This is a genomic window from Thermus amyloliquefaciens, from assembly GCF_000744885.1.
Classification (GTDB): Bacteria; Deinococcota; Deinococci; order Deinococcales; family Thermaceae; genus Thermus; species Thermus amyloliquefaciens.
On record NZ_JQMV01000001.1, the window covers coordinates 1 to 26,348 of the forward strand.

A 26,348-nucleotide genomic window follows, 5' to 3' on the forward strand; every position below is an offset into this window, starting at 1 on the left:
CTCTTTGCGCGAAGGCGAACTTTCGCGCAGGAAAGGGCGAAAAGCGACCAAACTGGCCCTCGGACTGCATAGGCTTGCCATGGATCCCGGGGGAGAAGGCGGGTTTATGCAAGACGCCTCACGGAGATCCCGAGGGGGGGAAGGGCATCCTTTTGCAGTCCGGCCCCTTACCCTGAACCCCGTGGACCCCGCCCCCTGGCCTCCCACCGGGCCCACCTGGAAGGCCCCGCCCACCTCTCCGCCTCCCGGGCGGAAGGTCCTCCGCCTGGAGGCCCTGGGCCTCTTCGCCCGGCTGCGCCGCTTCTGGTGCCCCAAGAAGGAGGTCTTCCCCCCGGGGCTCTTCTGGGTGCGCCTCCACCTGCGCACGGACGGGGAGGGGTTCGCCACCTCCCTCCACCTGGCCGCGTGCCGCCCCTGGGGAGGCCCCGTGGGGACGCTTCCGGGGAGCCCTTGGCTTCACCCTCCTGGGGAGTGGCTTGGGGCCCTGGAGGGGGTGGGCGGGTGCGCGTGCGGCTTCCCGGGGAGTCCCCTTCGTGGTGCGCTTCCCGGCCCGGAGGCCACCTCCTTCCCGCCCCCGGGGGCTGGTGCTGGCCCGGGGGTGGTGGAGCGGGAGGCTTTTGGGGAGGCGGTCCTGCGCCTGCCTCTTCCTCCCTCGGAGCTCCCCGGGCCCCCTCCCGGCCTCTAAGGCCCTAGAAGGCCGCCCCTCGAGGGCCAAGGGGGGAAAGCCCCCACCCCTCCCCCGGCCTTCCAGGGGCCCCCTAGGCGGCCGAGGGCCAAACAGAAAACCCCGGCTGAAGGTCAGCCGGGGGTGGGGGATAAGGGTGTCCCCCTGTAAGGGTGGGCTTCTCGCCCTGAGATTCGTGTCCTTCCGGGCCCGCAGGCCCTTCCGGCCACCGCCGGGAACCCCCCGCGGGGAGCTCCGGGCTTCCCATCTCCCGGTTTCTGGGCCCGGGAACGCCCCCTCCTGTACGGCCGGAGGACGCCGTGGCTGGCCCGTTTGGCCGGCCTTCGCCGCCACGGTTAGGCCCGTGGCCACCACCGCGTTGAGGCCCGCGGCCAGCCGGCACTCTGGCAGTTCCCTTCCCCCCTGTGAGGCCGGGGGACCACGGCGACTCCCGCTGCGCCCTCTCGGGGCGACCTTCTCGGCCAGGCCGACCTCCCGGTCAACCCCTTCTCGGCCCTGTCGCCCCCTGGCGTTTTGGGACGCCGCCTGGCGGTCGCCGCCACGGTTAGGCCCGTGGCCGCCACGCTCCTCCCTGTGGCCAGGATCCACCTCCTCCCGGAGGCTTCCCCGGTGGGGGTAAGCGCCTGTGGTCGTGATCGTCAACGTCCCCTCGGGTACTCCACCTTCCCCTCGGGATCCCTCTCCCGGTTGTCGGGGCAGGGGTTGCCCCCCGCCCCCGAAGCGGTGCCGAGGCCCCCTGGGTGGAAGCCCCAGGGTAAGCCGGTCTGCCCTTTCCTAGGCCCTTAGGCCAGGTTCCACCACGGCGGGTACGGGGCCCCACCGCAGCTTCCCCCCTCGTACTCGGGCAGTCTCCCCCTCTCGCGCGCCGGGTTTTCGCCGCCGCCTCGGGAGGCCTGGCCTCCGTACGCCGCACGGCTACTCCCCACGGCTCACCTGTCCCCCTTCGTCCCTGCTGCCACAGGTCCGGGGTCCAGGCCGAGAGGTTCCCCCGTTAGACCGCGGTACCTGCCACCTTCCCGCCTTCGCTATGCCCTGGCCGCTTGCGTGGCCCTTTCCCCCTACGAGGTTCCGGAGCTCGGGGTACTCCGGGCACGGCCAGGACTTCACGGACCCCAGGCGGGGGGCTCGGAGCAGAGGGGGAGTCGCACCCCCCCCGTTACAGGCCTAGCTATCGTGCGCCCCAGGTTATCCGGTGCGGGTCTCCCCTTCCGTTTTCCCTGGTCAGCGGGCCTCCAGTCTCCCTCAGCCCCCTGGTGCCTCACGGCACCCTCAGCACCGGCCTGCTCCGCACACGTGATGGGGCTATGGGTTCACCCCATCCCGTGGGTGGGCCTTTCACCCACTTTCCCGCGGTCAGCCCTGGGGGTTCGCCCCCAGGACCCTTTCCGGGTCGCCCAATCTCGCCCCCGATCCCTCGGGGTATGTGGATTGCGGTCGAACCGGAGGCTGTGCCCCCGGAGCGCCGCGTTGAGTGCGGGGCGAGCCAGGATTTTCCCCCGGCACCCCGCTTCCCCGGCGTTCGCCATCGGAGTGGCAGCTCCTAGGCTACTTGTCCGGCCCCGGCACCACCGGGTTAGGGTTCAGCCCCCAGCCTACTTGGGCCCGCCGCCCCGGGTCAAGCGGGTTGCCCAAAGGAACCTCACTAAGAGCCCAGGAACGCCCCGGAACGCGTGAAAAAAAGCGTAATCCCTTGACAACCCCCGCCCCCCCGCGCTACCCTCGCCTCAAAGGAGGCCATCATGTCTGTCTTGACCCGCCTGGAGAAGCGCCTAAAGGAGAAGGCCAAGCCCCGCCTCGAGGAGCGCCTCACTCTGCGCCTGGATCCCGCCACCCATAGCGCCCTGGAAGCCCTCGCCAGGGAGCACGGTATGACGCTTTCCGAGCTCGCCCGAGAGGCCCTGACCGGAGGAGTACCGAGCTAGGGCGACAAAAGAGAAGGCGCAAGAGCCGCCTAACGAGCAACCCGAAGAGCCTTCCGACACGCCCCCCTCCGACACGCCCCCCCTCTTCTCCGGGGCCGCCCAGGAGTAGACCGCCATGACCGACCCCGAGGACTACCCCCTCCTCAGAGGCCAGACGGCCCTCCTGGCCCAGGCCCTGCGCCTGGTGAGCCGGGACGGGTACACCTGGTGGCAGGTCCAGACGGCCCCCGTGGAGAAGGTCTTGGCCGCCGTGAAGAAGCTGGACGAGAAACACGCGGTCCTCATCGCCCCAAGGCCCGGGCCATCCGGAAGGAGGCCCGCCTCCCCGTGGCCCACCTCCTCCTGGCCCCGGTGAGCGTGATGCCCCCGGAGAACCCTCCTCCCACCTGGCCCCTCATGCTCCTGGCCACCCAAGAGCTCCCCGGGGAGAGGATGCAGCGGGTGGAGGACCGCCCCCTTACCTGGGTGGCGTGGAGGAAGGAGGCCTGGCGGGCCACGTACGTGCTCAAACCGGACCAGCGTGGGCGGTGGACATGGTTCCTCACCAAGGAGTTCCACCGGGCCCTCCTGGAGGAGGCCCTGGCCTACGCCGCCGAAGGGGACTGGAGGGCCCTCGTGGGCCACATGAAGGCCCTGGGGAACCTGCCCATGTTCAGCGGGGTGTGGAGCCAGGTCCAGGAGATCCGCCGCAGGGTGCAGAAGCTCTGGGGGACCGGCACCTGCGGGATCCCTCGGGCCAATGGAAGGCCCCGCCCTGGCGGAAGGCCGTGGAGGCGTGGCCCAAGGCCCCCTCTCCCCCATCGGGATGCGCCTCTACCCCGAGGAGCCTCCCCGGACCCTCGGGGAGTGGTGGGAGGTCCACCGGAAGGGGGGCGGAGGGTGATCCGGCGCCTCGCCGGGGTCCTCTGGGCCCTGGCCCAGACTCTCCCCGACCCCGAGCGGGACCCCGACCTGGGGCCCTTCTGCACCTACCTGCGCCAGAAGTACGGCCGCCACGCCCTGGACCTCTCCCCCGGGGCCTGGGAGGAGGGCCTCCTGGACCTCATCGCCGAGACCATCGCCGAGGGGTGGGACCGCTATGGGGCCCCTCGGCCGCCGGGATCCCGAGGGGGAGGGGTACATCGCCAGCGCCGAGGTGGGCCGGAAACCATCCTCGCGCGGGGCCAGACGAAGCGGGAGGCCTACCGGGAGGCCCGGAGGGCGTGGGTGCGGCGGCTTTTGGGGTAGACGGGACGGTCCAGCTGGAGTGACCGGATCCCAAGGAGGGCTGCTTTGTCTGGGTGGCCTGGTCCGGCACGGCCGGAGGCGGGGTCCATCGGGACCGGAGCCGGATCGCCCGCCACGAGCTCATGCCCCACCTTTCCCCCACCTCCGGGGAACACCTGAACTGAGCCCGGGATGACCTCCTTGCCCGGGCCTGGGAGTCCATTGAGGCCTACGGCCGCGAAGGCCGAGGGGAGGGAGGCGGGGAAGGCCCCCTGGTCTACGCCCTCTTCCAGGGAGAGGAGCTCCGCCTGGTCGTCGTTCCGGAGGGCCCCATCCTGCCCGACCGGACGGCCTAGGCCCCGCCTTCTCCCAGGTGGGGAGGGCCTCCAAGAGGAGGCGAGAGAGGGCCCTGGGGTCCGAGAGGCGCCGGCTGGCGTCCAGGATCTCAATCCCCAAGAGCCTTCCCTCCCTGTCCCAGTCCAGGGCCACCCCCGGGGCTACCTCCTCCACCGTGGCGGGGCCCTCCCCGAAGGCGATGTAGAGGGCATCGGCTTCCGGGTCGTAGGTGATTCGCATGCTTCCTCCTTTCAGAGACCCCCCTTGGGCAGGAAGTAGACGTAAACGGTGATGACCACTAAGGCGTCCTCTTCCTCCACGAAGATGGGCCGAACCTGCTTGGCATTGTAGCGCCGACCGTTCCACTCCCCCGCGAAAGGGAACTCTAGGGTGGCGCTCCACCTTCCCTCCAGGGCTGGCGCCCAGGGGGCTTCCCGTATGGCCCGCTCCACCTCTTCCTGGGTGGCTCCTCGGGCGAGGCGCATACGAGCGTGGGCGGTGAGCCGGACGGGCTTCTCCCGCACGCCCCTGAGCTTACCCAAGGAGGGCCGCTTTGTCTGGGTGGCCTAGGCCCTTCGGTGCGCCCTTCCGGAATCGCCCCAAGGGGGTGAGCGCCCGCTCAGCGCCGGGGGTGAGCGGTAAGCGCTCACCCTGAGCGCCTGGGTAGACTGCGGTCATGGACCACTCGGAAGGGGAAGACCTCGGCCAGACCCTCCTGCCCCCCACCTGGCCGCCCGGGCCCTGGGGGTCTCCCCGGCCACCCTCCGGCGCTACGCCGCCCTGTGGGAGGGGGTGGTGGGCCCCCTGCCCCGGGACCCCCGGGGGGCCGGCTCTGGCCCAAGGAGGCCCTGGCCCGCCTCCAGGCGGCCAGGGAGGTCCACCTTCGGGAAGGCCTCCCCCTGGAGGAGGCCCTGGCCCGGGTCCAGGGGGACTTCCCGGCCGCCGGCCTCGCCCTCCCCTCCGAGGGGGAGGCCCTGGCCCTCCTCCGGGCCCTGGCCGAGCGGCTGGAGCGGGTGGAGGGGGAGCTCCGGGCCCTGCGGGAGGAGAACGCCCGCCTCAGGGAGGTCCTGAAGGCCCTGGAGCCCCCGGTCAGCGAAGCTACCTTGAGGAGGCGGCCCTGGTGGCGGTTCTGGGGGCGGTGAGGGGCCTTTTGCTTCCTAGGATCCCGGGGTGATCGGCCCACGCTGGCTGGCGAAACTCATGGACCGGCCGGTATCATGCAAAAAGAAGCCCCGGCCAGTTAGGCCGAGACCTCCCCGCCAGGAGGCCTCCATCCTAACCCGGCCGGGAGGAAGGAGGCAAGAGTGGAAACTCCAATCCGGCCGGGAAGCCTTCATCACGAGGAAGCCCGTAAAACCCTTGCCAGCATTCTGAACCTCCTCCAGAAGGACCGCGCCCTGGGGGAGAGGGCCCTCTCCCTCTTCGCGGCCTTCTACGGCCTCCCCCTGGAGGCCCTTCGCGCCCACCTCCTGGCCCTCCCCCCCGCTCGGAGCGGGCCCGGGAGGCCTTCCAGCGGCCCTACCTCGCCCACTTCGCCCAGACCCTCCCCGCTACCCCTACGCCACGGACGATCCCCAGGCGGGGGTGCGCGTCTACAAGCGGGAGAACGCCCTCAAGAGGGTCTACGTCCAGGTGGGCCACTACCCCCACGCCGTCTTGCGGCTCGTGGTGGACGTGGACCTCCCCTGGCCCCAGGCGGAGGAGAGGCTTCGTGCCCTCCCCCCCTCCCTGGTCCTGGTCAACCCGCGATCGGGCCACTTCCACGCCTGGTACGAGCTGGACCCCATCCCCCTCAAGCCCCCGCCCGGGCGGGAGGAGAGCCTGAAGGGGCCCTGGCCCTCCTGGCGGAGGTGGAGGCGTTGCTGGAGGCCTACTACGGGGCGGACCCCAGCTACAACGGCCTCCTCTCCCGGAACCCCTTCCTCCACCCGTCGGAGTGGACCTGGGGCGGGGGGAAGCGGTGGAGCCTGCGGGACCTGCACCGGGAGCTCCGGGGGCTCCTCCCTTCCGGGAGGCGCAAGCGGCTGGATCCGGGGCTGGCCTCCTACGGGCGGAACAGGACCCTGTTTGACCGCCTGCGGGCGGAGGCCTACGCCCAGGTGGCCTTCTTCCGGGGCGTCCCCGGGGGCCGGGAGGCCTTCCGGGCCTGGGTGGAGCAGAGGGCCCACGCCTTGAACCAGGCCCTCTTCCGGGACCACCCCAAGGGGCTCCTGAGCCCCCGGGAGGTCCACCACACGGCCAAGAGCGTGGCGAAGTGGACCTACGACCGCTACCAGGGCGGACGGGTGTACGCGGTCTCCTCCACGGGGAGGCCGGACCGCAGCCGGCTTTCCCCCAGGCCCGGGCCCTGATCCCGCCCCTCGGGGGTCAGACGCTCCAGCAGGCGGTGCAGACGGGGGCCTCCCTCGGGGGGCGGAAGCGCGGATCCCGGCGGAGGCAGGAGGCCGAGGAGAAGCTCACGGAGGCCCTGCGGATCCTGCAGGTTCGGGGGGAGCGGATCACGGCCACCGCCCTGGCCCGGGAGGCGGGGGTGCACAGGAACACGGCCGCTAAGTGGCTGAAGAAGATGCGGAAGTAGCGTCCAGGACGGGGCAAACCCCCAAAAGTGCACACAAGCCTGGTGGCTATCAGAGTATACAGGCGGGGGTGCGGGGGTGCGCCCCCCGCCGGCCCCGAAGGGGCCGTATAAGCAAGCTGAGATAGTCCCCGTAGCGTAGCTAACGGCTAAAGTCCCCCCTCTTTTTCCGCAAACTGCAAAAATTCCCTTTTCCTTTGGGTAGATAACCCGAGATCCGAGAAAAAGTGAGATACCTCACATATTTACCCCGCCCGCACGCGATTTTCATCGTCCAGGACGACAAAAACCTCGGTTTCCCCCTCGAGGACCGCCCCTAAAACGGCTTTTAAGGCGGGGGGTGGACGGGGGCACCCCCTTTACCCCTCCCCCCGCCCCCCGGCCTTCTAGGGGTCTTAGGACGGGCCAGGGACCCCTTCCCGGGGGAGGGTGGGACCCGGAGAAGAGGGAGGCCGGGCCTCTACTCGGGGCGGCGGGGGAACCCCCGCATAAACCCCACACTCCTTGAGGCCTAGGATCCCGGGCCTTTCCCCAGCATAATCTTGCCGCGATCCTGGGGCTTTCCCCGCAAGCCTATGCACCCGGCCCCCGGTTTTCCGGCTTCCTGACGGCCTTTCTTGCGCGAAAGGTGGCTTTCGTGCACCTACCCCCCTGGAAGGGCCTGAGCGGGCTTTTGAGGCGGGGGGGGAGAGGGGGTCAAGGGGGAATAGCCCCCTCCCCCACCCCCGGCCTTCTAGGGGCCTTAGGGCGGGCCGTGGGCCCCTCGGGGGTGCGGTGTGGCCTCACCGAGAATCTCATGGAGAGGTGCGGCGGGGAACGAAGATGCGGGACCAAAAGCCCGGGCCTTTTCCGAGGAACCGTAGAAGTGCAAGTTTCAGCTGGCTTTCTCGCAGAGGACAGCGCCAGAAGTTTCTAATAATCGAGGAGCCGGCCGCTGCGCCTTCCCCAGCTATAACTGTGGGCAAATGCCACGCCGCCAACCAACACCCAAAACACGGTTACAGCCAGTAGCGGCCCGAACCCCTCTCCTAGAAAAACCCTAACCGCCCATTCCAAGGGATTCAGCGTGTTCAATGTGCGTAAGGCTAAGGGTAACTTTTCCCCTGGCACGAAGAACCCGGAAAAAAGGAGAAGATAAAAGGTGAGCATCTCGGTAAAGCTCCCCACTTGCTTGTAGCGCAGTGAGGCTGCGAGCAACGAAAGGCCGAGCCCCCAAACGCCTGTCAGCGCCAGCAAGCTGGCGGCCAGCGCTTCCGGCCCGAGGCCAGCCAGCGAAACACCGCTCAGCCTAGCGTAAACTGCTAGGGCAGCGACCCAGGGCAGGGCCATCGAAAGCTCAGCGAGGGAGAGCGCAACGACAAGGGCCGCGGGGGAGTGGGGCGAGGCGAGCAACCGGCCTAGCGTGCCCAGATAAGCTTCCTCCAGAAAGAAGTTGGCCATCCTTGCCAGCAAGTGCGCGGCGAGATACCAGAGTAAAAATCCGGCTACGTAGGCCGGTCGCGCTGAATACCCCTGGCTGGTATACAGAATGGCGGTAAAGAAAAACACCTTCACTAAAAGTCCAAGCGCATAATCGGTAAAATAGCGCCTCTGAAGGGCAAAGCTGCGTGCCAGAAAAGCGCGAAAAAGGGGAGTCACCGGTACACCTCCAAAAGCCAATTCCGGAGCGTTTCTGGGTCATGGACCCCTTTGGCTGCGAGATCCGAACGAACCGCGATCTCGCGAACTTCACCTCCTTTCAGCACTATGAAACGGTCGGCAACTTCCCAGGCCAAAACCGGGTCGTGCGTGGTAATGAGAACCGTGGGGAGTTCCTTGATACGCGCAATGAGGTCGTTTTGCGATTGGAGATCGAGCCCCAAGGTCGGTTCATCGAGGACATAGGCCGCAGCTTCCTGTATCAGGGTGCTGGCAAGGGCGAGTCGCTGTTTCTGTCCACGCGAGAGGTTCTGGGCCAACCGGTCTCTCGCTTCCCCCAGACCAAACGCGGACAGCAACTCTAAGCCTTTCTCACGGATGGTGCGTTCGGGGACACCCGCGAGCCTGCCGTAAAAAAGCAAGTTCTCCCAGGCTGTCAGGTATCCGTAGAGGTTCTCGGCCTCCTCAAAAAGAAAGCTTAGCCAGCGCCGTTTGCCCGGAGTAGGGCGGCTTCCGAACACCTTAAGCTCGCCGGCATCTGGTTCCACCAACCCAGCGATGATCTTCACCAACGTGGTCTTGCCTGCCCCGTTCGGACCGAGGAGAACTACCCGCTCCCCCGTCCGCAGGAAAAAATCTACTCCCCGGAGGGCAGGTGTCCCCCCGGGGTAGGTTTTCACGACACCTTTAGCTTCAACGACGTACGGCTGCCCCCAGACTTGACCGTTATACCGCATAGAGCCCCAGGAACCTGAGGGCGGAGAGGGGATGGAAGGAGAAGGTCTCCAGGGCCGCCTTCTTCTTCCGCACCCCCCTGCGGTACAGCAGGGACACCAGAAAGGCCCGGAGGACCGCCAAGACTTGCGCCCCCACGCCCCGCACCTGGCAGGCGTCCTCATGGAGGAGGACGTCCCGTACCCAAAAGGACCGGTTCTCCACCTCCCACCGGGAAAGGAGAAGCTCCCCAAGCCGCCTCGCGTCCGCCTCCTCGGCTCCCAAGCTGGTGAGGGCGTAGCTCGCCGCGCGCCGTACCTCCCCCGTCCCCTTGTGCACCACCTCCCGCTCCACCCGCACCACCTGTCGGCACCCGGGAAAGGCCAAGAGCGCATCCGGCAGATAAGGGGAAGCCCAGACCCGGTAGGTCCACACCTCCCCGTCCCGCACCACCTCCCAAGCTGACTCCGTCTCCCCGGGAAGCCGCCTTTCCTCCATCCCCTTGAATACCTCCAGAGCCCACTCCAGCAGTTCCCCCTGGTTGGCCTTCAGGACGAAGAGGTATGCCCCCCTTTTTCCACCACCTTCCCCGCCACCTCCGGGTACGGGTACCCCGCGTCCCCCACCACTACCTTCCCTTTGAGCCCCTCCGCCCCCAGGCGGTCCAGGAGCTCCAGAAGCGCTTGGTCCTCCCTCCCCTCCACCCGGGCCTGGGCCAGGGTGGTCTTGAGGTGCAGGGCCAGGACCTCCACGAGCCTGACCTGGGGGCTCTTCCCCTTGCCGCTTCCCCGGAGGTGCTTCCCGTCCACCACCAGGACCCCTCCCAGGTCCACCTCGGGGAAGACCTGGAGGAGGGCCTCCTGGAGCTTCTTTGGGTCCAGACGGTGAAGGAGGAGGGTGAGGATGGTGTGGCCCGGGGGTTGCGCAGGCCCAGGTGGGGCAAGAGGTGAGGGTTGGCCCGGGCGAAACGTTCCACGCCGCGCAGGGAGTCCACGCGGGCGAGAAAGGCCACCAAGATGAGGGCCAACAAGCCCCACAAGGGATACCGCCGGTTGCGGGCCCTGGGGTCGGGGACTTGGGACAAGGCCTCGCGTAGGGTCATGCCCCCTCTTTACCCCAAGGCCGCATATCGGTCAAGTCTGGGCTGCCCCTTCGTTGATGAGACCGCCACGGCCCTCAGTCTTGTAGTAGAGATCCGTCGAAATCGCCGTACTGTAGACAAATCGCTGAAAGGCCCCCAGGAAACCCGTCAGAAGGGCGAGGTATGTGGAGCGTATGGGAACCTCACCGTCATCCACCGCCCGTACCCAAACCCGGGGATCGTGCGCGCTGCTCTCGAGCCGATCCTTGGATTCCCTTAGAGCATCGAGGTAGGGTCCAAAGTACTCCTTGACTTTGGCGAATTGCGCCTGTTCCTTCTTGAAGGTTTCCACGAGGTTTTGTGCTTTGATCGCACTGGCCATTTCATCAAAGAGAACTGTGTTCAAATCAAGTAGCACCTTTCCTGAAAGCTCTTTGCGAAGCACATCAGGTTCGAGCTTTGGAGCCAGCGGGTTACCCGGATATTTCTCAATAGCGATGTCTTCGAGCATCATGGTGTAAGCAGCATCAATGTCGCGCAAGCGCTGCTTTGCGGTTGCCGCAAGGTCCAGGCTCTGGTTGTGGTGAGAAAGTGCCTCGTCGTACGAACCGTTAAATGCTGCAATGATGGCTTCCTCATATGCGGTGTTCGCAGCGAGAAGGGTTTCAAGCGTCATACCAACGACCCGACTCACACGAGCTGCGGAAGAAACGAGCATTATCTTTTTGGTCGGTTTGTGATTGATTCCACCTATACCCTAACTGTTGCTCTCCAACATGAGAATTTGGTGAGCCATGGAAGGGGGCGCGGGTGCGGCTTCCCGGTGAGGCCCCTTGTGGTGCGCTTCATGGCCCGGAGGCCCCACCTCCTCCCCGCCTCCTGGGGCTTGGTCCTGGTCCTGGGGGTGGTGGAGTGGGGGAGGCTTGGGAGAGGCGGTCCTGCGCCTGCCCTTCCTCCCTCGGAGCTCTCCGGGGCCTCTCCCGCCCCCCTAGGCGGCCCTGGGGGCCACCTCCACCTCCCTGCCCGGCAGGAGGAGGCGGACGGGCCTCCCCTCCAGGAAGAGGGCGTAGACCAGGGGCCAGCCCTCGGGGTTAGGGGCCTCCCGGGCCCAGGCCAGGGCCTTCGCCGCCACCTCGGGCTCGTCCAGGGGAAGGAGGACCAGGCGGTAGGCGGGGGGAAGCTCCCGGAGGAGGTCCGCCTCCAGGAGGTATTGCATCAGGATCCCGTCCAGCTCCGCCAGCCTTTCTGCTGGGTTCACCATCCTTCCCTCCCTTGGGCCTTGGCGGCCCGATAGGCCTCAATGTACTCCTCGGCCTTCAGGGAGAGCTCCCTCTCCGCCACCTTCGCCGCCTCGCCGGGGTCCTCGGGGAGGTCCACCGGCTCGTGGGAGGCGATGCGGTTCCGGTCCCGATGGACCCTGCCCCCGGAGGTGTCGTAGCGGGCCACCCAGACGAAGCGGCCCTCCTCGGGATCCCACCACTCCAGCTGTACCGCCCAGGAGCGCAACTTCCCCCGCTCCACCTCCAAGGTGACCCGGAGGCGCCGGTCGGGGCCGATGACCACTTCCCGCCTACGGACCATCGCCCCAAGTTACTTCTCCCGGTCCTTAAGGGACCTAGAAGGCCTTCCACCCGAAGGGGAGTGCCTCCTGCCCCTCCCCCGGGCTTCCCAGGGCCCTGGGACTGGTGGTGGAGTGGGCCTCCCTGCACCGGGAAGCCCTCCTGGAGAACTGGGAGCGGGCCCGGCGGGGCGAGCCCCTGAGGCCCATCCCGCCCCTGGAGTAGCCTGGAGGGGATGGTGGTGGAAGTGGTGGAGGCCAGGCCCCTGGAGGTCTTAAAGCTCCGGCTCCGCTTCTCGGACGGGAAGGGGAGGGTGGTGGACCTTTCGGCCCTGGAGCTTCCCGGGCTCCTCTCCCGCCTCCGGGATCCCGGCTTCTTCGCCCAGGTGCGGGTGGACCCGGAGCTCGGGGCCCGGTCTGGCCCGGGGCTTAGACCTGGATCCCCTGGTGCTCTACGCGAGGGCCCTGGGCACCGGGCTTCCCCTGCCGGCGGAGGCTTCGGGGGCCTAGGCCCTCTTTGCGCGAAGGCGAACTTTCGCGCAGGAAAGGGCGAAAAGCGACCAAACTGGCCCCTCGGACTGCATAGGCTTGCCATGGATCCCGGGGGAGAAGGCGGGGTTTATGCAAGACGCCTCACGGAGATCCCGGAGGGGGGGAAGGGCATCCTTTTGCAGTCCGGCCCCTTACCCTGAACCCCGTGGACCCCGCCCCCTGGCCTCCCCACCGGGCCCACCTGGAAGGCCCCGCCCACCTCTCCCGCCTCCCGGGGCGGAAGGTCCTCCGCCTGGAGGCCCTGGGCCTCTTCGCCCGGCTGCGCCGCTTCTGGTGCCCCAAGAAGGAGGTCTTCCCCCCGGGGCTCTTCTGGGTGCGCCTCCACCTGCGCACGGACGGGGAGGGGTTCGCCACCTCCCTCCACCTGGCCGCGTGCCGCCCCCTGGGGGAGGCCCCCGTGGGGACGCTTCCGGGGGAGCCCTTGGGCTTCACCCTCCTGGGGGAGTGGCTTGGGGCCCTGGAGGGGGTGGGGCGGGTGCGCGTGCGGCTTCCCGGGGAGGTCCCCTTCGTGGTGCGCTTCCTGGCCCGGAGGCCCCACCTCCTTCCCGCCCCCGGGGGCTGGTGCTGGCCCTGGGGGTGGTGGAGCGGGGGAGGCTTTTGGGGGAGGCGGTCCTGCGCCTGCCTCTTCCTCCCTCGGAGCTCCCCGGGGCCCCCTCTCCCGGCCTCTAAGGGCCCTAGAAGGCCGCCCCCTCGAGGGGCCAAGGGGGAAAAGCCCCCACCCCTCCCCCGGCCTTCCAGGGGCCCTCTAGGCGGCCGGAGGGCCAAACAGAAAACCCCGGCTGAAGGTCAGCCGGGGGTGGGGGATAAGGGTGTCCCCCTGTAAGGGTGGGCTTCTCGCCCTGAGATTCGTGTCCTTCCGGGCCCGCAGGCCCTTCCGGCCACCGCCCGGGAACCCCCGCGGGGAGCTCCGGGCTTCCCATCTCCCGGTTTCTGGGCCCGGGAACGCCCCCTCCTGTACGGCCGGAGGACGCCGTGGCTGGCCCGTTTGGCCGGCCTTCGCCGCCACGGTTAGGCCCGTGGCCACCACCGCGTTGAGGCCCGCGGCCAGCCGGCACTCTGGCAGTTCCCTTCCCCCCCTGTGAGGCCGGGGGACCACGGCGACTCCCGCTGCGCCCTCTCGGGGCGACCTTCTCGGCCAGGCCGACCTCCCGGTCAACCCCTTCTCGGCCCTGTCGCCCCCTGGCGTTTTGGGACGCCGCCTGGCGGTCGCCGCCACGGTTAGGCCCGTGGCCGCCACGCTCCTCCCTGTGGCCAGGATCCACCTCCTCCCGGAGGCTTCCCCCGGTGGGGGTAAGCGCCTGTGGTCGTGATCGTCAACGTCCCCTCGGGTACTCCACCTTCCCCTCGGGATCCCTCTCCCGGTTGTCGGGGCAGGGGTTGCCCCCGCCCCCGAAGCGGTGCCGAGGCCCCCTGGGGTGGAAGCCCCAGGGTAAGCCGGTCTGCCCTTTCCTAGGCCCTTAGGCCAGGTTCCACCACGGCGGGTACGGGGCCCCCACCGCAGCTTCCCCCCTCGTACTCGGGCAGTCTCCCCCTCTCGCGCGCCGGGTTTTCGCCGCCGCCTCGGGAGGCCTGGCCTCCGTACGCCGCACGGCTACTCCCCACGGCTCACCTGTCCCCCTTCGTCCCTGCTGCCACAGGTCCGGGGTCCAGGCCGAGAGGTTCCCCCGTTAGACCGCGGTACCTGCCACCTTCCCGCCTTCGCTATGCCCTGGCCGCTTGCGTGGCCCTTTCCCCCTACGAGGTTCCGGAGCTCGGGGTACTCCGGGCACGGCCAGGACTTCACGGACCCCAGGCGGGGGGCTCGGAGCAGAGGGGGAGTCGCACCCCCCCGTTACAGGCCTAGCTATCGTGCGCCCCAGGTTATCCGGTGCGGGTCTCCCCTTCCGTTTTCCCTGGTCAGCGGGGCCTCCAGTCTCCCTCAGCCCCCTGGTGCCTCACGGCACCCTCAGCACCGGCCTGCTCCGCACACGTGATGGGGCTATGGGTTCACCCCATCCCGTGGGTGGGCCTTTCACCCACTTTCCCGCGGTCAGCCCTGGGGGTTCGCCCCCAGGACCCTTTCCGGGTCGCCCAATCTCGCCCCCGATCCCTCGGGGTATGTGGATTGCGGTCGAACCGGAGGCTGTGCCCCCGGAGCGCCGCGTTGAGTGCGGGGCGAGCCAGGATTTTCCCCCGGCACCCCGCTTCCCCGGCGTTCGCCATCGGAGTGGCAGCTCCTAGGCTACTTGTCCGGCCCCGGCACCACCCGGGTTAGGGTTCAGCCCCCAGCCTACTTGGGCCCGCCGCCCCGGGTCAAGCGGGTTGCCCAAAGGAACCTCACTAAGAGCCCAGGAACGCCCCGGAACGCGTGAAAAAAAGCGTAATCCCTTGACAACCCCCCGCCCCCCGCGCTACCCTCGCCTCAAAGGAGGCCATCATGTCTGTCTTGACCCGCCTGGAGAAGCGCCTAAAGGAGAAGGCCAAGCCCCGCCTCGAGGAGCGCCTCACTCTGCGCCTGGATCCCGCCACCCATAGCGCCCTGGAAGCCCTCGCCAGGGAGCACGGTATGACGCTTTCCGAGCTCGCCCGAGAGGCCCTGACCGGAGGAGTACCGAGCTAGGGCGACAAAAGAGAAGGCGCAAGAGCCGCCTAACGAGCAACCCGAAGAGCCTTCCGACACGCCCCCCTCCGACACGCCCCCCTCTTCTCCGGGGCCGCCCAGGAGTAGACCGCCATGACCGACCCCGAGGACTACCCCCTCCTCAGAGGCCAGACGGCCCTCCTGGCCCAGGCCCTGCGCCTGGTGAGCCGGGACGGGTACACCTGGTGGCAGGTCCAGACGGCCCCCGTGGAGAAGGTCTTGGCCGCCGTGAAGAAGCTGGACGAGAAACACGCGGTCCTCATCGCCCCCAAGGCCCGGGCCATCCGGAAGGAGGCCCGCCTCCCCGTGGCCCACCTCCTCCTGGCCCCGGTGAGCGTGATGCCCCCGGAGAACCCTCCTCCCACCTGGCCCCTCATGCTCCTGGCCACCCAAGAGCTCCCCGGGGAGAGGATGCAGCGGGTGGAGGACCGCCCCCTTACCTGGGTGGCGTGGAGGAAGGAGGCCTGGCGGGCCACGTACGTGCTCAAACCGGACCAGCGTGGGCGGTGGACATGGTTCCTCACCAAGGAGTTCCACCGGGCCCTCCTGGAGGAGGCCCTGGCCTACGCCGCCGAAGGGGACTGGAGGGCCCTCGTGGGCCACATGAAGGCCCTGGGGAACCTGCCCATGTTCAGCGGGGTGTGGAGCCAGGTCCAGGAGATCCGCCGCAGGGTGCAGAAGCTCTGGGGGGACCGGCACCTGCGGGATCCCTCGGGCCAATGGAAGGCCCCGCCCTGGCGGAAGGCCGTGGAGGCGTGGCCCAAGGCCCCCCTCTCCCCCATCGGGATGCGCCTCTACCCCGAGGAGCCTCCCCGGACCCTCGGGGAGTGGTGGGAGGTCCACCGGAAGGGGGCGGAGGGTGATCCGGCGCCTCGCCGGGGTCCTCTGGGCCCTGGCCCAGACTCTCCCCGACCCCGAGCGGGACCCCGACCTGGGGCCCTTCTGCACCTACCTGCGCCAGAAGTACGGCCGCCACGCCCTGGACCTCTCCCCCGGGGCCTGGGAGGAGGGCCTCCTGGACCTCATCGCCGAGACCATCGCCGAGGGGTGGGACCGCTATGGGGCCCCCTCGGCCGCCCGGGATCCCGAGGGGGAGGGGTACATCGCCAGCGCCGAGGTGGGCCCGGAAACCATCCTCGCGCGGGGCCAGACGAAGCGGGAGGCCTACCGGGAGGCCCGGAGGGCGTGGGTGCGGCGGCTTTTGGGGTAGACGGGACGGTCCAGCTGGAGTGACCGGATCCCAAGGAGGGCTGCTTTGTCTGGGTGGCCTGGTCCGGCACGGCCGGAGGCGGGGTCCATCGGGACCGGAGCCGGATCGCCCGCCACGAGCTCATGCCCCACCTTTCCCCCACCTCCGGGGAACACCTGAACTGAGCCCGGGATGACCTCCTTGCCCGGGCCTGGGAGTCCATTGAGGCCTACGGCCGCGAAGGCCGAGGGGAGGGAGGCGGGGAAGGCCCCCTGGTCTACGCCCTCTTCCAGGGAGAGGAGCTCCGCCTGGTCGTCGTTCCGGAGGGCCCCATCCTGCCCGACCGGACGGCCTAGGCCCCGCCTTCTCCCAGGTGGGGAGGGCCTCCAAGAGGAGGCGAGAGAGGGCCCTGGGGTCCGAGAGGCGCCGGCTGGCGTCCAGGATCTCAATCCCCAAGAGCCTTCCCTCCCTGTCCCAGTCCAGGGCCACCCCGGGGCTACCTCCTCCACCGTGGCGGGGCCCTCCCCGAAGGCGATGTAGAGGGCATCGGCTTCCGGGTCGTAGGTGATTCGCATGCTTCCTCCTTTCAGAGACCCCCCTTGGGCAGGAAGTAGACGTAAACGGTGATGACCACTAAGGCGTCCTCTTCCTCCACGAAGATGGGCCGAACCTGCTTGGCATTGTAGCGCCGACCGTTCCACTCCCCCGCGAAAGGGAACTCTAGGGTGGCGCTCCACCTTCCCTCCAGGGCTGGCGCCCAGGGGGCTTCCCGTATGGCCCGCTCCACCTCTTCCTGGGTGGCTCCTCGGGCGAGGCGCATACGAGCGTGGGCGGTGAGCCGGACGGGCTTCTCCCGCACGCCCCTGAGCTTACCCAAGGAGGGCCGCTTTGTCTGGGTGGCCTAGGCCCTTCGGTGCGCCCTTCCGGAATCGCCCCAAGGGGGTGAGCGCCCGCTCAGCGCCGGGGGTGAGCGGTAAGCGCTCACCCTGAGCGCCTGGGTAGACTGCGGTCATGGACCACTCGGAAGGGGAAGACCTCGGCCAGACCCTCCTGCCCCCCACCTGGCCGCCCGGGCCCTGGGGGTCTCCCCGGCCACCCTCCGGCGCTACGCCGCCCTGTGGGAGGGGGTGGTGGGCCCCTGCCCCGGGACCCCCGGGGGGCCGGCTCTGGCCCAAGGAGGCCCTGGCCCGCCTCCAGGCGGCCAGGGAGGTCCACCTTCGGGAAGGCCTCCCCCTGGAGGAGGCCCTGGCCCGGGTCCAGGGGGACTTCCCGGCCGCCGGCCTCGCCCTCCCCTCCGAGGGGGAGGCCCTGGCCCTCCTCCGGGCCCTGGCCGAGCGGCTGGAGCGGGTGGAGGGGGAGCTCCGGGCCCTGCGGGAGGAGAACGCCCGCCTCAGGGAGGTCCTGAAGGCCCTGGAGCCCCCGGTCAGCGAAGCTACCTTGAGGAGGCGGCCCTGGTGGCGGTTCTGGGGGCGGTGAGGGGCCTTTTGCTTCCTAGGATCCCGGGGTGATCGGCCCACGCTGGCTGGCGAAACTCATGGACCGGCCGGTATCATGCAAAAAGAAGCCCCGGCCAGTTAGGCCGAGACCTCCCCGCCAGGAGGCCTCCATCCTAACCCGGCCGGGAGGAAGGAGGCAAGAGTGGAAACTCCAATCCGGCCGGGAAGCCTTCATCACGAGGAAGCCCGTAAAACCCTTGCCAGCATTCTGAACCTCCTCCAGAAGGACCGCGCCCTGGGGGAGAGGGCCCTCTCCCTCTTCGCGGCCTTCTACGGCCTCCCCCTGGAGGCCCTTCGCGCCCACCTCCTGGCCCCTCCCCCCCGCTCGGAGCGGGCCCGGGAGGCCTTCCAGCGGCCCTACCTCGCCCACTTCGCCCAGACCCTCCCCCGCTACCCCTACGCCACGGACGATCCCCAGGCGGGGGTGCGCGTCTACAAGCGGGAGAACGCCCTCAAGAGGGTCTACGTCCAGGTGGGCCACTACCCCCACGCCGTCTTGCGGCTCGTGGTGGACGTGGACCTCCCCTGGCCCCAGGCGGAGGAGAGGCTTCGTGCCCTCCCCCCTCCCTGGTCCTGGTCAACCCGCGATCGGGCCACTTCCACGCCTGGTACGAGCTGGACCCCATCCCCCTCAAGCCCCCGCCCGGGCGGGAGGAGAGCCTGAAGGGGCCCTGGCCCTCCTGGCGGAGGTGGAGGCGTTGCTGGAGGCCTACTACGGGGCGGACCCCAGCTACAACGGCCTCCTCTCCCGGAACCCCTTCCTCCACCCGTCGGAGTGGACCTGGGGCGGGGGGAAGCGGTGGAGCCTGCGGGACCTGCACCGGGAGCTCCGGGGGCTCCTCCCTTCCGGGAGGCGCAAGCGGCTGGATCCGGGGCTGGCCTCCTACGGGCGGAACAGGACCCTGTTTGACCGCCTGCGGGCGGAGGCCTACGCCCAGGTGGCCTTCTTCCGGGGCGTCCCCGGGGGCCGGGAGGCCTTCCGGGCCTGGGTGGAGCAGAGGGCCCACGCCTTGAACCAGGCCCTCTTCCGGGACCACCCCAAGGGGCTCCTGAGCCCCCGGGAGGTCCACCACACGGCCAAGAGCGTGGCGAAGTGGACCTACGACCGCTACCAGGGCGGACGGGTGTACGCGGTCTCCTCCACGGGGAGGCCGGACCGCAGCCGGCTTTCCCCCAGGCCCGGGCCCTGATCCCGCCCCTCGGGGGTCAGACGCTCCAGCAGGCGGTGCAGACGGGGCCTCCCTCGGGGGGCGGAAGCGCGGATCCCGGCGGAGGCAGGAGGCCGAGGAGAAGCTCACGGAGGCCCTGCGGATCCTGCAGGTTCGGGGGGAGCGGATCACGGCCACCGCCCTGGCCCGGGAGGCGGGGGTGCACAGGAACACGGCCGCTAAGTGGCTGAAGAAGATGCGGAAGTAGCGTCCAGGACGGGGCAAACCCCCAAAAGTGCACACAAGCCTGGTGGCTATCAGAGTATACAGGCGGGGGTGCGGGGGGTGCGCCCCCGCCGGCCCCGAAGGGGCCGTATAAGCAAGCTGAGATAGTCCCCGTAGCGTAGCTAACGGCTAAAGTCCCCCCTCTTTTTCCGCAAACTGCAAAAATTCCCTTTTCCTTTGGGTAGATAACCCGAGATCCGAGAAAAAGTGAGATACCTCACATATTTACCCCGCCCGCACGCGATTTTCATCGTCCAGGACGACAAAAACCTCGGTTTCCCCCTCGAGGACCGCCCCTAAAACGGCTTTTAAGGCGGGGGGTGGACGGGGGGCACCCCCTTTACCCCTCCCCCGCCCCCCGGCCTTCTAGGGGTCTTAGGACGGGCCAGGGACCCCTTCCCGGGGGAGGGTGGGACCCGGAGAAGAGGGAGGCCGGGCCTCTACTCGGGGCGGCGGGGGAACCCCCGCATAAACCCCACACTCCTTGAGGCCTAGGATCCCGGGCCTTTCCCCAGCATAATCTTGCCGCGATCCTGGGGCTTTCCCCGCAAGCCTATGCACCCGGCCCCCGGTTTTCCGGCTTCCTGACGGCCTTTCTTGCGCGAAAGGTGGCTTTCGTGCACCTACCCCCCTGGAAGGGCCTGAGCGGGCTTTTGAGGCGGGGGGGGAGAGGGGGTCAAGGGGGAATAGCCCCCTCCCCCACCCCCGGCCTTCTAGGGGCCTTAGGGCGGGCCGTGGGCCCCTCGGGGGTGCGGTGTGGCCTCACCGAGAATCTCATGGAGAGGTGCGGCGGGGAACGAAGATGCGGGACCAAAAGCCCGGGCCTTTTCCGAGGAACCGTAGAAGTGCAAGTTTCAGCTGGCTTTCTCGCAGAGGACAGCGCCAGAAGTTTCTAATAATCGAGGAGCCGGCCGCTGCGCCTTCCCCAGCTATAACTGTGGGCAAATGCCACGCCGCCAACCAACACCCAAAACACGGTTACAGCCAGTAGCGGCCCGAACCCCTCTCCTAGAAAAACCCTAACCGCCCATTCCAAGGGATTCAGCGTGTTCAATGTGCGTAAGGCTAAGGGTAACTTTTCCCCTGGCACGAAGAACCCGGAAAAAAGGAGAAGATAAAAGGTGAGCATCTCGGTAAAGCTCCCCACTTGCTTGTAGCGCAGTGAGGCTGCGAGCAACGAAAGGCCGAGCCCCCAAACGCCTGTCAGCGCCAGCAAGCTGGCGGCCAGCGCTTCCGGCCCGAGGCCAGCCAGCGAAACACCGCTCAGCCTAGCGTAAACTGCTAGGGCAGCGACCCAGGGCAGGGCCATCGAAAGCTCAGCGAGGGAGAGCGCAACGACAAGGGCCGCGGGGGAGTGGGGCGAGGCGAGCAACCGGCCTAGCGTGCCCAGATAAGCTTCCTCCAGAAAGAAGTTGGCCATCCTTGCCAGCAAGTGCGCGGCGAGATACCAGAGTAAAAATCCGGCTACGTAGGCCGGTCGCGCTGAATACCCCTGGCTGGTATACAGAATGGCGGTAAAGAAAAACACCTTCACTAAAAGTCCAAGCGCATAATCGGTAAAATAGCGCCTCTGAAGGGCAAAGCTGCGTGCCAGAAAAGCGCGAAAAAGGGGAGTCACCGGTACACCTCCAAAAGCCAATTCCGGAGCGTTTCTGGGTCATGGACCCCTTTGGCTGCGAGATCCGAACGAACCGCGATCTCGCGAACTTCACCTCCTTTCAGCACTATGAAACGGTCGGCAACTTCCCAGGCCAAAACCGGGTCGTGCGTGGTAATGAGAACCGTGGGGAGTTCCTTGATACGCGCAATGAGGTCGTTTTGCGATTGGAGATCGAGCCCCAAGGTCGGTTCATCGAGGACATAGGCCGCAGCTTCCTGTATCAGGGTGCTGGCAAGGGCGAGTCGCTGTTTCTGTCCACGCGAGAGGTTCTGGGCCAACCGGTCTCTCGCTTCCCCCAGACCAAACGCGGACAGCAACTCTAAGCCTTTCTCACGGATGGTGCGTTCGGGGACACCCGCGAGCCTGCCGTAAAAAAGCAAGTTCTCCCAGGCTGTCAGGTATCCGTAGAGGTTCTCGGCCTCCTCAAAAAGAAAGCTTAGCCAGCGCCGTTTGCCCGGAGTAGGGCGGCTTCCGAACACCTTAAGCTCGCCGGCATCTGGTTCCACCAACCCAGCGATGATCTTCACCAACGTGGTCTTGCCTGCCCCGTTCGGACCGAGGAGAACTACCCGCTCCCCCGTCCGCAGGAAAAAATCTACTCCCCGGAGGGCAGGTGTCCCCCGGGGTAGGTTTTCACGACACCTTTAGCTTCAACGACGTACGGCTGCCCCCAGACTTGACCGTTATACCGCATAGAGCCCCAGGAACCTGAGGGCGGAGAGGGGATGGAAGGAGAAGGTCTCCAGGGCCGCCTTCTTCTTCCGCACCCCCCTGCGGTACAGCAGGGACACCAGAAAGGCCCGGAGGACCGCCAAGACTTGCGCCCCCACGCCCCGCACCTGGCAGGCGTCCTCATGGAGGAGGACGTCCCGTACCCAAAAGGACCGGTTCTCCACCTCCCACCGGGAAAGGAGAAGCTCCCCAAGCCGCCTCGCGTCCGCCTCCTCGGCTCCCAAGCTGGTGAGGGCGTAGCTCGCCGCGCGCCGTACCTCCCCCGTCCCCTTGTGCACCACCTCCCGCTCCACCCGCACCACCTGTCGGCACCCGGGAAAGGCCAAGAGCGCATCCGGCAGATAAGGGGAAGCCCAGACCCGGTAGGTCCACACCTCCCCGTCCCGCACCACCTCCCAAGCTGACTCCGTCTCCCCGGGAAGCCGCCTTTCCTCCATCCCCTTGAATACCTCCAGAGCCCACTCCAGCAGTTCCCCCTGGTTGGCCTTCAGGACGAAGAGGTATGCCCCCCTTTTTCCACCACCTTCCCCGCCACCTCCGGGTACGGGTACCCCGCGTCCCCCACCACTACCTTCCCTTTGAGCCCCTCCGCCCCCAGGCGGTCCAGGAGCTCCAGAAGCGCTTGGTCCTCCCTCCCCTCCACCCGGGCCTGGGCCAGGGTGGTCTTGAGGTGCAGGGCCAGGACCTCCACGAGCCTGACCTGGGGGCTCTTCCCCTTGCCGCTTCCCCGGAGGTGCTTCCCGTCCACCACCAGGACCCCTCCCAGGTCCACCTCGGGGAAGACCTGGAGGAGGGCCTCCTGGAGCTTCTTTGGGTCCAGACGGTGAAGGAGGAGGGTGAGGATGGTGTGGCCCGGGGGTTGCGCAGGCCCAGGTGGGGCAAGAGGTGAGGGTTGGCCCGGGCGAAACGTTCCACGCCGCGCAGGGAGTCCACGCGGGCGAGAAAGGCCACCAAGATGAGGGCCAACAAGCCCCACAAGGGATACCGCCGGTTGCGGGCCCTGGGGTCGGGGACTTGGGACAAGGCCTCGCGTAGGGTCATGCCCCCTCTTTACCCCAAGGCCGCATATCGGTCAAGTCTGGGCTGCCCCTTCGTTGATGAGACCGCCACGGCCCTCAGTCTTGTAGTAGAGATCCGTCGAAATCGCCGTACTGTAGACAAATCGCTGAAAGGCCCCCAGGAAACCCGTCAGAAGGGCGAGGTATGTGGAGCGTATGGGAACCTCACCGTCATCCACCGCCCGTACCCAAACCCGGGGATCGTGCGCGCTGCTCTCGAGCCGATCCTTGGATTCCCTTAGAGCATCGAGGTAGGGTCCAAAGTACTCCTTGACTTTGGCGAATTGCGCCTGTTCCTTCTTGAAGGTTTCCACGAGGTTTTGTGCTTTGATCGCACTGGCCATTTCATCAAAGAGAACTGTGTTCAAATCAAGTAGCACCTTTCCTGAAAGCTCTTTGCGAAGCACATCAGGTTCGAGCTTTGGAGCCAGCGGGTTACCCGGATATTTCTCAATAGCGATGTCTTCGAGCATCATGGTGTAAGCAGCATCAATGTCGCGCAAGCGCTGCTTTGCGGTTGCCGCAAGGTCCAGGCTCTGGTTGTGGTGAGAAAGTGCCTCGTCGTACGAACCGTTAAATGCTGCAATGATGGCTTCCTCATATGCGGTGTTCGCAGCGAGAAGGGTTTCAAGCGTCATACCAACGACCCGACTCACACGAGCTGCGGAAGAAACGAGCATTATCTTTTTGGTCGGTTTGTGATTGATTCCACCTATACCCTAACTGTTGCTCTCCAACATGAGAATTTGGTGAGCCATGGAAGGGGGCGCGGGTGCGGCTTCCCGGTGAGGCCCCTTGTGGTGCGCTTCATGGCCCGGAGGCCCCACCTCCTCCCCGCCTCCTGGGGCTTGGTCCTGGTCCTGGGGGTGGTGGAGTGGGGGAGGCTTGGGAGAGGCGGTCCTGCGCCTGCCCTTCCTCCCTCGGAGCTCTCCGGGCCTCTCCCGCCCCCCTAGGCGGCCCTGGGGCCACCTCCACCTCCCTGCCCGGCAGGAGGAGGCGGACGGGCCTCCCCTCCAGGAAGAGGGCGTAGACCAGGGGCCAGCCCTCGGGGTTAGGGGCCTCCCGGGCCCAGGCCAGGGCCTTCGCCGCCACCTCGGGCTCGTCCAGGGGAAGGAGGACCAGGCGGTAGGCGGGGGGAAGCTCCCGGAGGAGGTCCGCCTCCAGGAGGTATTGCATCAGGATCCCGTCCAGCTCCGCCAGCCTTTCTGCTGGGTTCACCATCCTTCCCTCCCTTGGGCCTTGGCGGCCCGATAGGCCTCAATGTACTCCTCGGCCTTCAGGGAGAGCTCCCTCTCCGCCACCTTCGCCGCCTCGCCGGGGTCCTCGGGGAGGTCCACCGGCTCGTGGGAGGCGATGCGGTTCCGGTCCCGATGGACCCTGCCCCCGGAGGTGTCGTAGCGGGCCACCCAGACGAAGCGGCCCTCCTCGGGATCCCACCACTCCAGCTGTACCGCCCAGGAGCGCAACTTCCCCCGCTCCACCTCCAAGGTGACCCGGAGGCGCCGGTCGGGGCCGATGACCACTTCCCGCCTACGGACCATCGCCCCAAGTTACTTCTCCCGGTCCTTAAGGGACCTAGAAGGCCTTCCACCCGAAGGGGAGTGCCTCCTGCCCCTCCCCCGGGCTTCCCAGGGCCCTGGGACTGGTGGTGGAGTGGGCCTCCCTGCACCGGGAAGCCCTCCTGGAGAACTGGGAGCGGGCCCGGCGGGGCGAGCCCCTGAGGCCCATCCCGCCCCTGGAGTAGCCTGGAGGGGATGGTGGTGGAAGTGGTGGAGGCCAGGCCCCTGGAGGTCTTAAAGCTCCGGCTCCGCTTCTCGGACGGGAAGGGGAGGGTGGTGGACCTTTCGGCCCTGGAGCTTCCCGGGCTCCTCTCCCGCCTCCGGGATCCCGGCTTCTTCGCCCAGGTGCGGGTGGACCCGGAGCTCGGGGCCCCGGTCTGGCCCGGGGCTTAGACCTGGATCCCCTGGTGCTCTACGCGAGGGCCCTGGGCACCGGGCTTCCCCTGCCGGCGGAGGCTTCGGGGCCTAGGCCCTCTTTGCGCGAAGGCGAACTTTCGCGCAGGAAAGGGCGAAAAGCGACCAAACTGGCCCCTCGGACTGCATAGGCTTGCCATGGATCCCGGGGGAGAAGGCGGGGTTTATGCAAGACGCCTCACGGAGATCCCGGAGGGGGGGAAGGGCATCCTTTTGCAGTCCGGCCCTTACCCTGAACCCCGTGGACCCGCCCCCTGGCCTCCCCACCGGGCCACCTGGAAGGCCCGCCCACCTCTCCCGCCTCCCGGGGCGGAAGGTCCTCCGCCTGGAGGCCCTGGGCCTCTTCGCCCGGCTGCGCCGCTTCTGGTGCCCCAAGAAGGAGGTCTTCCCCCCGGGGCTCTTCTGGGTGCGCCTCCACCTGCGCACGGACGGGGAGGGGTTCGCCACCTCCCTCCACCTGGCCGCGTGCCGCCCCCTGGGGGAGGCCCCCGTGGGGACGCTTCCGGGGGAGCCCTTGGGCTTCACCCTCCTGGGGGAGTGGCTTGGGGCCTGGAGGGGGTGGGGCGGGTGCGCGTGCGGCTTCCCGGGGAGGTCCCTTCGTGGTGCGCTTCCTGGCCCGGAGGCCCCACCTCCTTCCCGCCCCGGGGGCTGGTGCTGGCCCTGGGGTGGTGGAGCGGGGAGGCTTTTGGGGGAGGCGGTCCTGCGCCTGCCTCTTCCTCCCTCGGAGCTCCCCGGGGCCCCTCTCCCGGCCTCTAAGGGCCCTAGAAGGCCGCCCCCTCGAGGGGCCAAGGGGGAAAAGCCCCCACCCCTCCCCCGGCCTTCCAGGGGCCCTCTAGGCGGCCGGAGGGCCAAACAGAAAACCCCGGCTGAAGGTCAGCCGGGGGTGGGGGATAAGGGTGTCCCCCTGTAAGGGTGGGCTTCTCGCCCTGAGATTCGTGTCCTTCCGGGCCCGCAGGCCCTTCCGGCCACCGCCCGGAACCCCCCGCGGGGAGCTCCGGGCTTCCCATCTCCCGGTTTCTGGGCCCGGGAACGCCCCCTCCTGTACGGCCGGAGGACGCCGTGGCTGGCCCGTTTGGCCGGCCTTCGCCGCCACGGTTAGGCCCGTGGCCACCACCGCGTTGAGGCCCGCGGCCAGCCGGCACTCTGGCAGTTCCCTTCCCCCCCTGTGAGGCCGGGGGACCACGGCGACTCCCGCTGCGCCCTCTCGGGGCGACCTTCTCGGCCAGGCCGACCTCCCGGTCAAACCCTTCTCGGCCCTGTCGCCCCCTGGCGTTTTGGGACGCCGCCTGGCGGTCGCCGCCACGGTTAGGCCCGTGGCCGCCACGCTCCTCCCTGTGGCCAGGATCCACCTCCTCCCGGAGGCTTCCCCCGGTGGGGGTAAGCGCCTGTGGTCGTGATCGTCAACGTCCCCTCGGGTACTCCACCTTCCCCTCGGGATCCCTCTCCCGGTTGTCGGGGCAGGGGTTGCCCCCGCCCCCGAAGCGGTGCCGAGGCCCCCTGGGGTGGAAGCCCCAGGGTAAGCCGGTCTGCCCTTTCCTAGGCCCTTAGGCCAGGTTCCACCACGGCGGGTACGGGGCCCCACCGCAGCTTCCCCCCTCGTACTCGGGCAGTCTCCCCCTCTCGCGCGCCGGTTTTCGCCGCCGCCTCGGGAGGCCTGGCCTCCGTACGCCGCACGGCTACTCCCCACGGCTCACCTGTCCCCCTTCGTCCCTGCTGCCACAGGTCCGGGGTCCAGGCCGAGAGGTTCCCCGTTAGACCGCGGTACCTGCCACCTTCCCCGCTTCGCTATGCCCTGGCCGCTTGCGTGGCCTTTCCCCCTACGAGGTTCCGGAGCTCGGGGTACTCCGGGCACGGCCAGGACTTCACGGACCCCAGGCGGGGGGCTCGGAGCAGAGGGGGAGTCGCACCCCCCCCGTTACA

The 26,348-nt window shown here is 68.3% G+C and carries 29 protein-coding genes and 5 pseudogenes; 17 read left to right on the forward strand and 17 right to left on the reverse strand.

Going from position 1 to position 26,348, the window contains the following annotated elements:
• The first annotated feature begins 181 nt into the window (after window positions 1–181).
• The 4 genes from BS74_RS00005 (at window position 182) to BS74_RS12080 (ending at window position 3,834) form a co-directional block, all read left to right on the forward strand.
• Window positions 182–685: a hypothetical protein gene (locus BS74_RS00005; RefSeq protein ID WP_185747655.1), complete on the forward strand. Its 504-nt coding sequence runs from the start codon at window positions 182–184 to the stop codon at window positions 683–685.
• A gap of 1,739 nt (window positions 686–2,424) precedes the next feature.
• Window positions 2,425–2,607 carry a toxin-antitoxin system HicB family antitoxin gene (locus BS74_RS11515; protein WP_038054970.1) on the forward strand — a complete coding sequence of 61 codons (183 nt, stop codon included), beginning with the start codon at window positions 2,425–2,427 and terminating at the stop codon, window positions 2,605–2,607.
• Window positions 2,608–2,722: 115 nt separating this feature from the next.
• Window positions 2,723–2,962, forward strand: a complete 240-nt coding sequence (locus tag BS74_RS12075; protein WP_245606046.1) for a hypothetical protein — start codon at window positions 2,723–2,725, stop codon at window positions 2,960–2,962.
• Window positions 2,935–3,834 (forward strand): hypothetical protein, encoded by a 900-nt coding sequence (locus BS74_RS12080; protein ID WP_245606047.1) that lies wholly within the window; start codon window positions 2,935–2,937, stop codon window positions 3,832–3,834. Before BS74_RS12075 ends, BS74_RS12080 begins: the two co-directional genes overlap by 28 nt.
• A 120-nt stretch (window positions 3,835–3,954) precedes the next feature.
• On the opposite strand, the gene BS74_RS12085 is transcribed toward BS74_RS12080, so the two are convergent.
• Together BS74_RS12085 and BS74_RS00025 are read right to left on the reverse strand one after the other, a co-directional pair.
• Window positions 3,955–4,389: a DUF2283 domain-containing protein gene (locus BS74_RS12085; protein ID WP_245606048.1), complete on the reverse strand. Its 435-nt coding sequence runs from the start codon at window positions 4,387–4,389 to the stop codon at window positions 3,955–3,957.
• A gap of 11 nt (window positions 4,390–4,400) precedes the next feature.
• Complete coding sequence (locus BS74_RS00025) at window positions 4,401–4,673, reverse strand: DUF4258 domain-containing protein (RefSeq protein WP_152024493.1); 273 nt, start codon at window positions 4,671–4,673, stop codon at window positions 4,401–4,403.
• A gap of 258 nt (window positions 4,674–4,931) precedes the next feature.
• Between BS74_RS00025 and BS74_RS00030 the strand changes: the two genes are divergently transcribed.
• From BS74_RS00030 to BS74_RS00050, 4 genes and pseudogenes are all read left to right on the forward strand, one after another.
• Window positions 4,932–5,291 carry a MerR family transcriptional regulator gene (locus tag BS74_RS00030; protein WP_245606051.1) on the forward strand — a complete coding sequence of 120 codons (360 nt, stop codon included), beginning with the start codon at window positions 4,932–4,934 and terminating at the stop codon, window positions 5,289–5,291.
• A 490-nt stretch (window positions 5,292–5,781) separates the two neighbouring features.
• Window positions 5,782–5,880: pseudogene (locus BS74_RS13155) on the forward strand (hypothetical protein); the annotation flags it as partial.
• Between the two features lie 119 nt (window positions 5,881–5,999).
• Window positions 6,000–6,500 (forward strand): primase C-terminal domain-containing protein, encoded by a 501-nt coding sequence (locus BS74_RS12090; protein WP_185747661.1) that lies wholly within the window; start codon window positions 6,000–6,002, stop codon window positions 6,498–6,500.
• Between the two features lie 35 nt (window positions 6,501–6,535).
• Window positions 6,536–6,727: a hypothetical protein gene (locus tag BS74_RS00050; RefSeq protein ID WP_038054952.1), complete on the forward strand. Its 192-nt coding sequence runs from the start codon at window positions 6,536–6,538 to the stop codon at window positions 6,725–6,727.
• 909 nt (window positions 6,728–7,636) lie between these two features.
• Here BS74_RS00050 and BS74_RS00055 read toward each other — a convergent pair.
• The 6 genes and pseudogenes from BS74_RS00055 to BS74_RS00085 form a co-directional block, all read right to left on the reverse strand.
• Window positions 7,637–8,362, reverse strand: a complete 726-nt coding sequence (locus tag BS74_RS00055; RefSeq protein WP_038054955.1) for an ABC transporter permease — start codon at window positions 8,360–8,362, stop codon at window positions 7,637–7,639.
• Window positions 8,359–9,042 (reverse strand): ABC transporter ATP-binding protein, encoded by a 684-nt coding sequence (locus BS74_RS00060; RefSeq protein WP_011279292.1) that lies wholly within the window; start codon window positions 9,040–9,042, stop codon window positions 8,359–8,361. Before BS74_RS00060 ends, BS74_RS00055 begins: the two co-directional genes overlap by 4 nt.
• Window positions 9,043–9,088: 46 nt before the next feature.
• Window positions 9,089–10,178, reverse strand: a pseudogene (locus tag BS74_RS13160) (ISAs1 family transposase).
• 31 nt (window positions 10,179–10,209) lie between these two features.
• Entirely contained in the window at window positions 10,210–10,833 is a 624-nt protein-coding gene (locus tag BS74_RS00075) for a hypothetical protein (RefSeq protein WP_185747658.1), read from the reverse strand.
• A 312-nt stretch (window positions 10,834–11,145) separates the two neighbouring features.
• A complete protein-coding gene (locus tag BS74_RS00080; RefSeq protein ID WP_038054961.1) occupies window positions 11,146–11,418 on the reverse strand; it encodes a DUF5647 family protein in 273 nt (90 codons plus the stop codon).
• The gene (locus BS74_RS00085) at window positions 11,412–11,738 is read right to left on the reverse strand and encodes a DUF7718 family protein (RefSeq protein ID WP_038054964.1); all 327 of its coding nucleotides are present in this window, start codon (window positions 11,736–11,738) and stop codon (window positions 11,412–11,414) included. Before BS74_RS00085 ends, BS74_RS00080 begins: the two co-directional genes overlap by 7 nt.
• Before the next feature lie 213 nt (window positions 11,739–11,951).
• On the opposite strand from BS74_RS00085, the gene BS74_RS12115 reads away from it, so the two are divergent.
• From BS74_RS12115 to BS74_RS00110, 3 genes are all read left to right on the forward strand, one after another.
• Complete coding sequence (locus BS74_RS12115) at window positions 11,952–12,407, forward strand: DUF2442 domain-containing protein (protein WP_245606049.1); 456 nt, start codon at window positions 11,952–11,954, stop codon at window positions 12,405–12,407.
• A 5-nt stretch (window positions 12,408–12,412) separates the two neighbouring features.
• Window positions 12,413–13,090 carry a hypothetical protein gene (locus BS74_RS00100; RefSeq protein WP_081914530.1) on the forward strand — a complete coding sequence of 226 codons (678 nt, stop codon included), beginning with the start codon at window positions 12,413–12,415 and terminating at the stop codon, window positions 13,088–13,090.
• Window positions 13,091–14,683: 1,593 nt separating this feature from the next.
• Entirely contained in the window at window positions 14,684–14,866 is a 183-nt protein-coding gene (locus tag BS74_RS00110) for a toxin-antitoxin system HicB family antitoxin (protein WP_038054970.1), read from the forward strand.
• 131 nt (window positions 14,867–14,997) lie between these two features.
• Here the strand turns inward: BS74_RS00110 and BS74_RS11825 are convergent, their stop codons facing one another.
• On the reverse strand, window positions 14,998–15,375 hold the full coding sequence (locus tag BS74_RS11825) for a hypothetical protein (protein WP_185747659.1): 378 nt from the start codon (window positions 15,373–15,375) through the stop codon (window positions 14,998–15,000).
• A gap of 371 nt (window positions 15,376–15,746) precedes the next feature.
• Here BS74_RS11825 and BS74_RS00125 point away from each other — a divergent pair, with 371 nt between their 5' ends.
• A complete protein-coding gene (locus BS74_RS00125) occupies window positions 15,747–16,097 on the forward strand; it encodes a hypothetical protein (RefSeq protein ID WP_038054979.1) in 351 nt (116 codons plus the stop codon).
• A 120-nt stretch (window positions 16,098–16,217) separates the two neighbouring features.
• Here BS74_RS00125 and BS74_RS13165 read toward each other — a convergent pair.
• Together BS74_RS13165 and BS74_RS00130 are read right to left on the reverse strand one after the other, a co-directional pair.
• Window positions 16,218–16,651 (reverse strand): annotated as a pseudogene (locus BS74_RS13165) (DUF2283 domain-containing protein).
• A gap of 11 nt (window positions 16,652–16,662) precedes the next feature.
• Window positions 16,663–16,935: a DUF4258 domain-containing protein gene (locus BS74_RS00130; protein WP_152024493.1), complete on the reverse strand. Its 273-nt coding sequence runs from the start codon at window positions 16,933–16,935 to the stop codon at window positions 16,663–16,665.
• A gap of 152 nt (window positions 16,936–17,087) precedes the next feature.
• Between BS74_RS00130 and BS74_RS00135 the strand changes: the two genes are divergently transcribed.
• From BS74_RS00135 to BS74_RS11835, 3 genes are all read left to right on the forward strand, one after another.
• On the forward strand, window positions 17,088–17,552 hold the full coding sequence (locus BS74_RS00135; RefSeq protein WP_185747660.1) for a MerR family transcriptional regulator: 465 nt from the start codon (window positions 17,088–17,090) through the stop codon (window positions 17,550–17,552).
• 162 nt (window positions 17,553–17,714) lie between these two features.
• Complete coding sequence (locus BS74_RS11830) at window positions 17,715–18,236, forward strand: hypothetical protein (RefSeq protein ID WP_038054983.1); 522 nt, start codon at window positions 17,715–17,717, stop codon at window positions 18,234–18,236.
• A 25-nt stretch (window positions 18,237–18,261) separates the two neighbouring features.
• Window positions 18,262–18,762, forward strand: coding sequence for a primase C-terminal domain-containing protein (locus tag BS74_RS11835; protein WP_185747661.1), 501 nt, complete (start codon window positions 18,262–18,264; stop codon window positions 18,760–18,762).
• A gap of 1,135 nt (window positions 18,763–19,897) precedes the next feature.
• Here BS74_RS11835 and BS74_RS00150 read toward each other — a convergent pair.
• From BS74_RS00150 to BS74_RS00180, 6 genes and pseudogenes are all read right to left on the reverse strand, one after another.
• Window positions 19,898–20,623, reverse strand: a complete 726-nt coding sequence (locus tag BS74_RS00150) for an ABC transporter permease (RefSeq protein WP_038054955.1) — start codon at window positions 20,621–20,623, stop codon at window positions 19,898–19,900.
• Window positions 20,620–21,261, reverse strand: a pseudogene (locus tag BS74_RS00155) (ABC transporter ATP-binding protein); the annotation flags it as partial. The pseudogene BS74_RS00155 and the gene BS74_RS00150, both read right to left, overlap by 4 nt.
• Window positions 21,262–21,348: 87 nt before the next feature.
• A pseudogene (locus BS74_RS13170) lies at window positions 21,349–22,438 on the reverse strand (ISAs1 family transposase).
• A gap of 31 nt (window positions 22,439–22,469) precedes the next feature.
• Window positions 22,470–23,093, reverse strand: coding sequence for a hypothetical protein (locus BS74_RS00170; protein WP_185747658.1), 624 nt, complete (start codon window positions 23,091–23,093; stop codon window positions 22,470–22,472).
• 169 nt (window positions 23,094–23,262) lie between these two features.
• Window positions 23,263–23,676 (reverse strand): DUF5647 family protein, encoded by a 414-nt coding sequence (locus BS74_RS12015; RefSeq protein WP_081914533.1) that lies wholly within the window; start codon window positions 23,674–23,676, stop codon window positions 23,263–23,265.
• Window positions 23,670–23,996, reverse strand: coding sequence for a DUF7718 family protein (locus BS74_RS00180; protein WP_038054964.1), 327 nt, complete (start codon window positions 23,994–23,996; stop codon window positions 23,670–23,672). The genes BS74_RS12015 and BS74_RS00180 overlap by 7 nt, the downstream gene beginning before the upstream one ends.
• Window positions 23,997–24,209: 213 nt before the next feature.
• On the opposite strand from BS74_RS00180, the gene BS74_RS12145 reads away from it, so the two are divergent.
• Both BS74_RS12145 and BS74_RS00195 read left to right on the forward strand, forming a co-directional pair.
• Entirely contained in the window at window positions 24,210–24,407 is a 198-nt protein-coding gene (locus BS74_RS12145) for a DUF2442 domain-containing protein (protein WP_245606050.1), read from the forward strand.
• 262 nt (window positions 24,408–24,669) lie between these two features.
• A complete protein-coding gene (locus BS74_RS00195; protein WP_185747662.1) occupies window positions 24,670–25,338 on the forward strand; it encodes a hypothetical protein in 669 nt (222 codons plus the stop codon).
• Window positions 25,339–26,348: the final 1,010 nt, after the last annotated feature.

Coding starts and splice junctions, on each gene's coding strand:
- BS74_RS00110 (WP_038054970.1), top strand. CDS start 14,684: ATGTCTGTCTTGACCCGCCTGGAGAAGCGCCTAAAGGAGAAGGCCAAG.
- BS74_RS00180 (WP_038054964.1), bottom strand. CDS start 23,996: ATGGTCCGTAGGCGGGAAGTGGTCATCGGCCCCGACCGGCGCCTCCGG.
- BS74_RS12015 (WP_081914533.1), bottom strand. CDS start 23,676: ATGGTGAACCCAGCAGAAAGGCTGGCGGAGCTGGACGGGATCCTGATG.
- BS74_RS00080 (WP_038054961.1), bottom strand. CDS start 11,418: ATGGTGAACCCAGCAGAAAGGCTGGCGGAGCTGGACGGGATCCTGATG.
- BS74_RS00075 (WP_185747658.1), bottom strand. CDS start 10,833: ATGACGCTTGAAACCCTTCTCGCTGCGAACACCGCATATGAGGAAGCC.
- BS74_RS11515 (WP_038054970.1), top strand. CDS start 2,425: ATGTCTGTCTTGACCCGCCTGGAGAAGCGCCTAAAGGAGAAGGCCAAG.
- BS74_RS12075 (WP_245606046.1), top strand. CDS start 2,723: ATGACCGACCCCGAGGACTACCCCCTCCTCAGAGGCCAGACGGCCCTC.
- BS74_RS00135 (WP_185747660.1), top strand. CDS start 17,088: ATGGACCACTCGGAAGGGGAAGACCTCGGCCAGACCCTCCTGCCCCCC.
- BS74_RS12085 (WP_245606048.1), bottom strand. CDS start 4,389: ATGCGAATCACCTACGACCCGGAAGCCGATGCCCTCTACATCGCCTTC.
- BS74_RS12145 (WP_245606050.1), top strand. CDS start 24,210: ATGGTGGTGGAAGTGGTGGAGGCCAGGCCCCTGGAGGTCTTAAAGCTC.
- BS74_RS12115 (WP_245606049.1), top strand. CDS start 11,952: ATGGTGGTGGAAGTGGTGGAGGCCAGGCCCCTGGAGGTCTTAAAGCTC.
- BS74_RS00170 (WP_185747658.1), bottom strand. CDS start 23,093: ATGACGCTTGAAACCCTTCTCGCTGCGAACACCGCATATGAGGAAGCC.
- BS74_RS00085 (WP_038054964.1), bottom strand. CDS start 11,738: ATGGTCCGTAGGCGGGAAGTGGTCATCGGCCCCGACCGGCGCCTCCGG.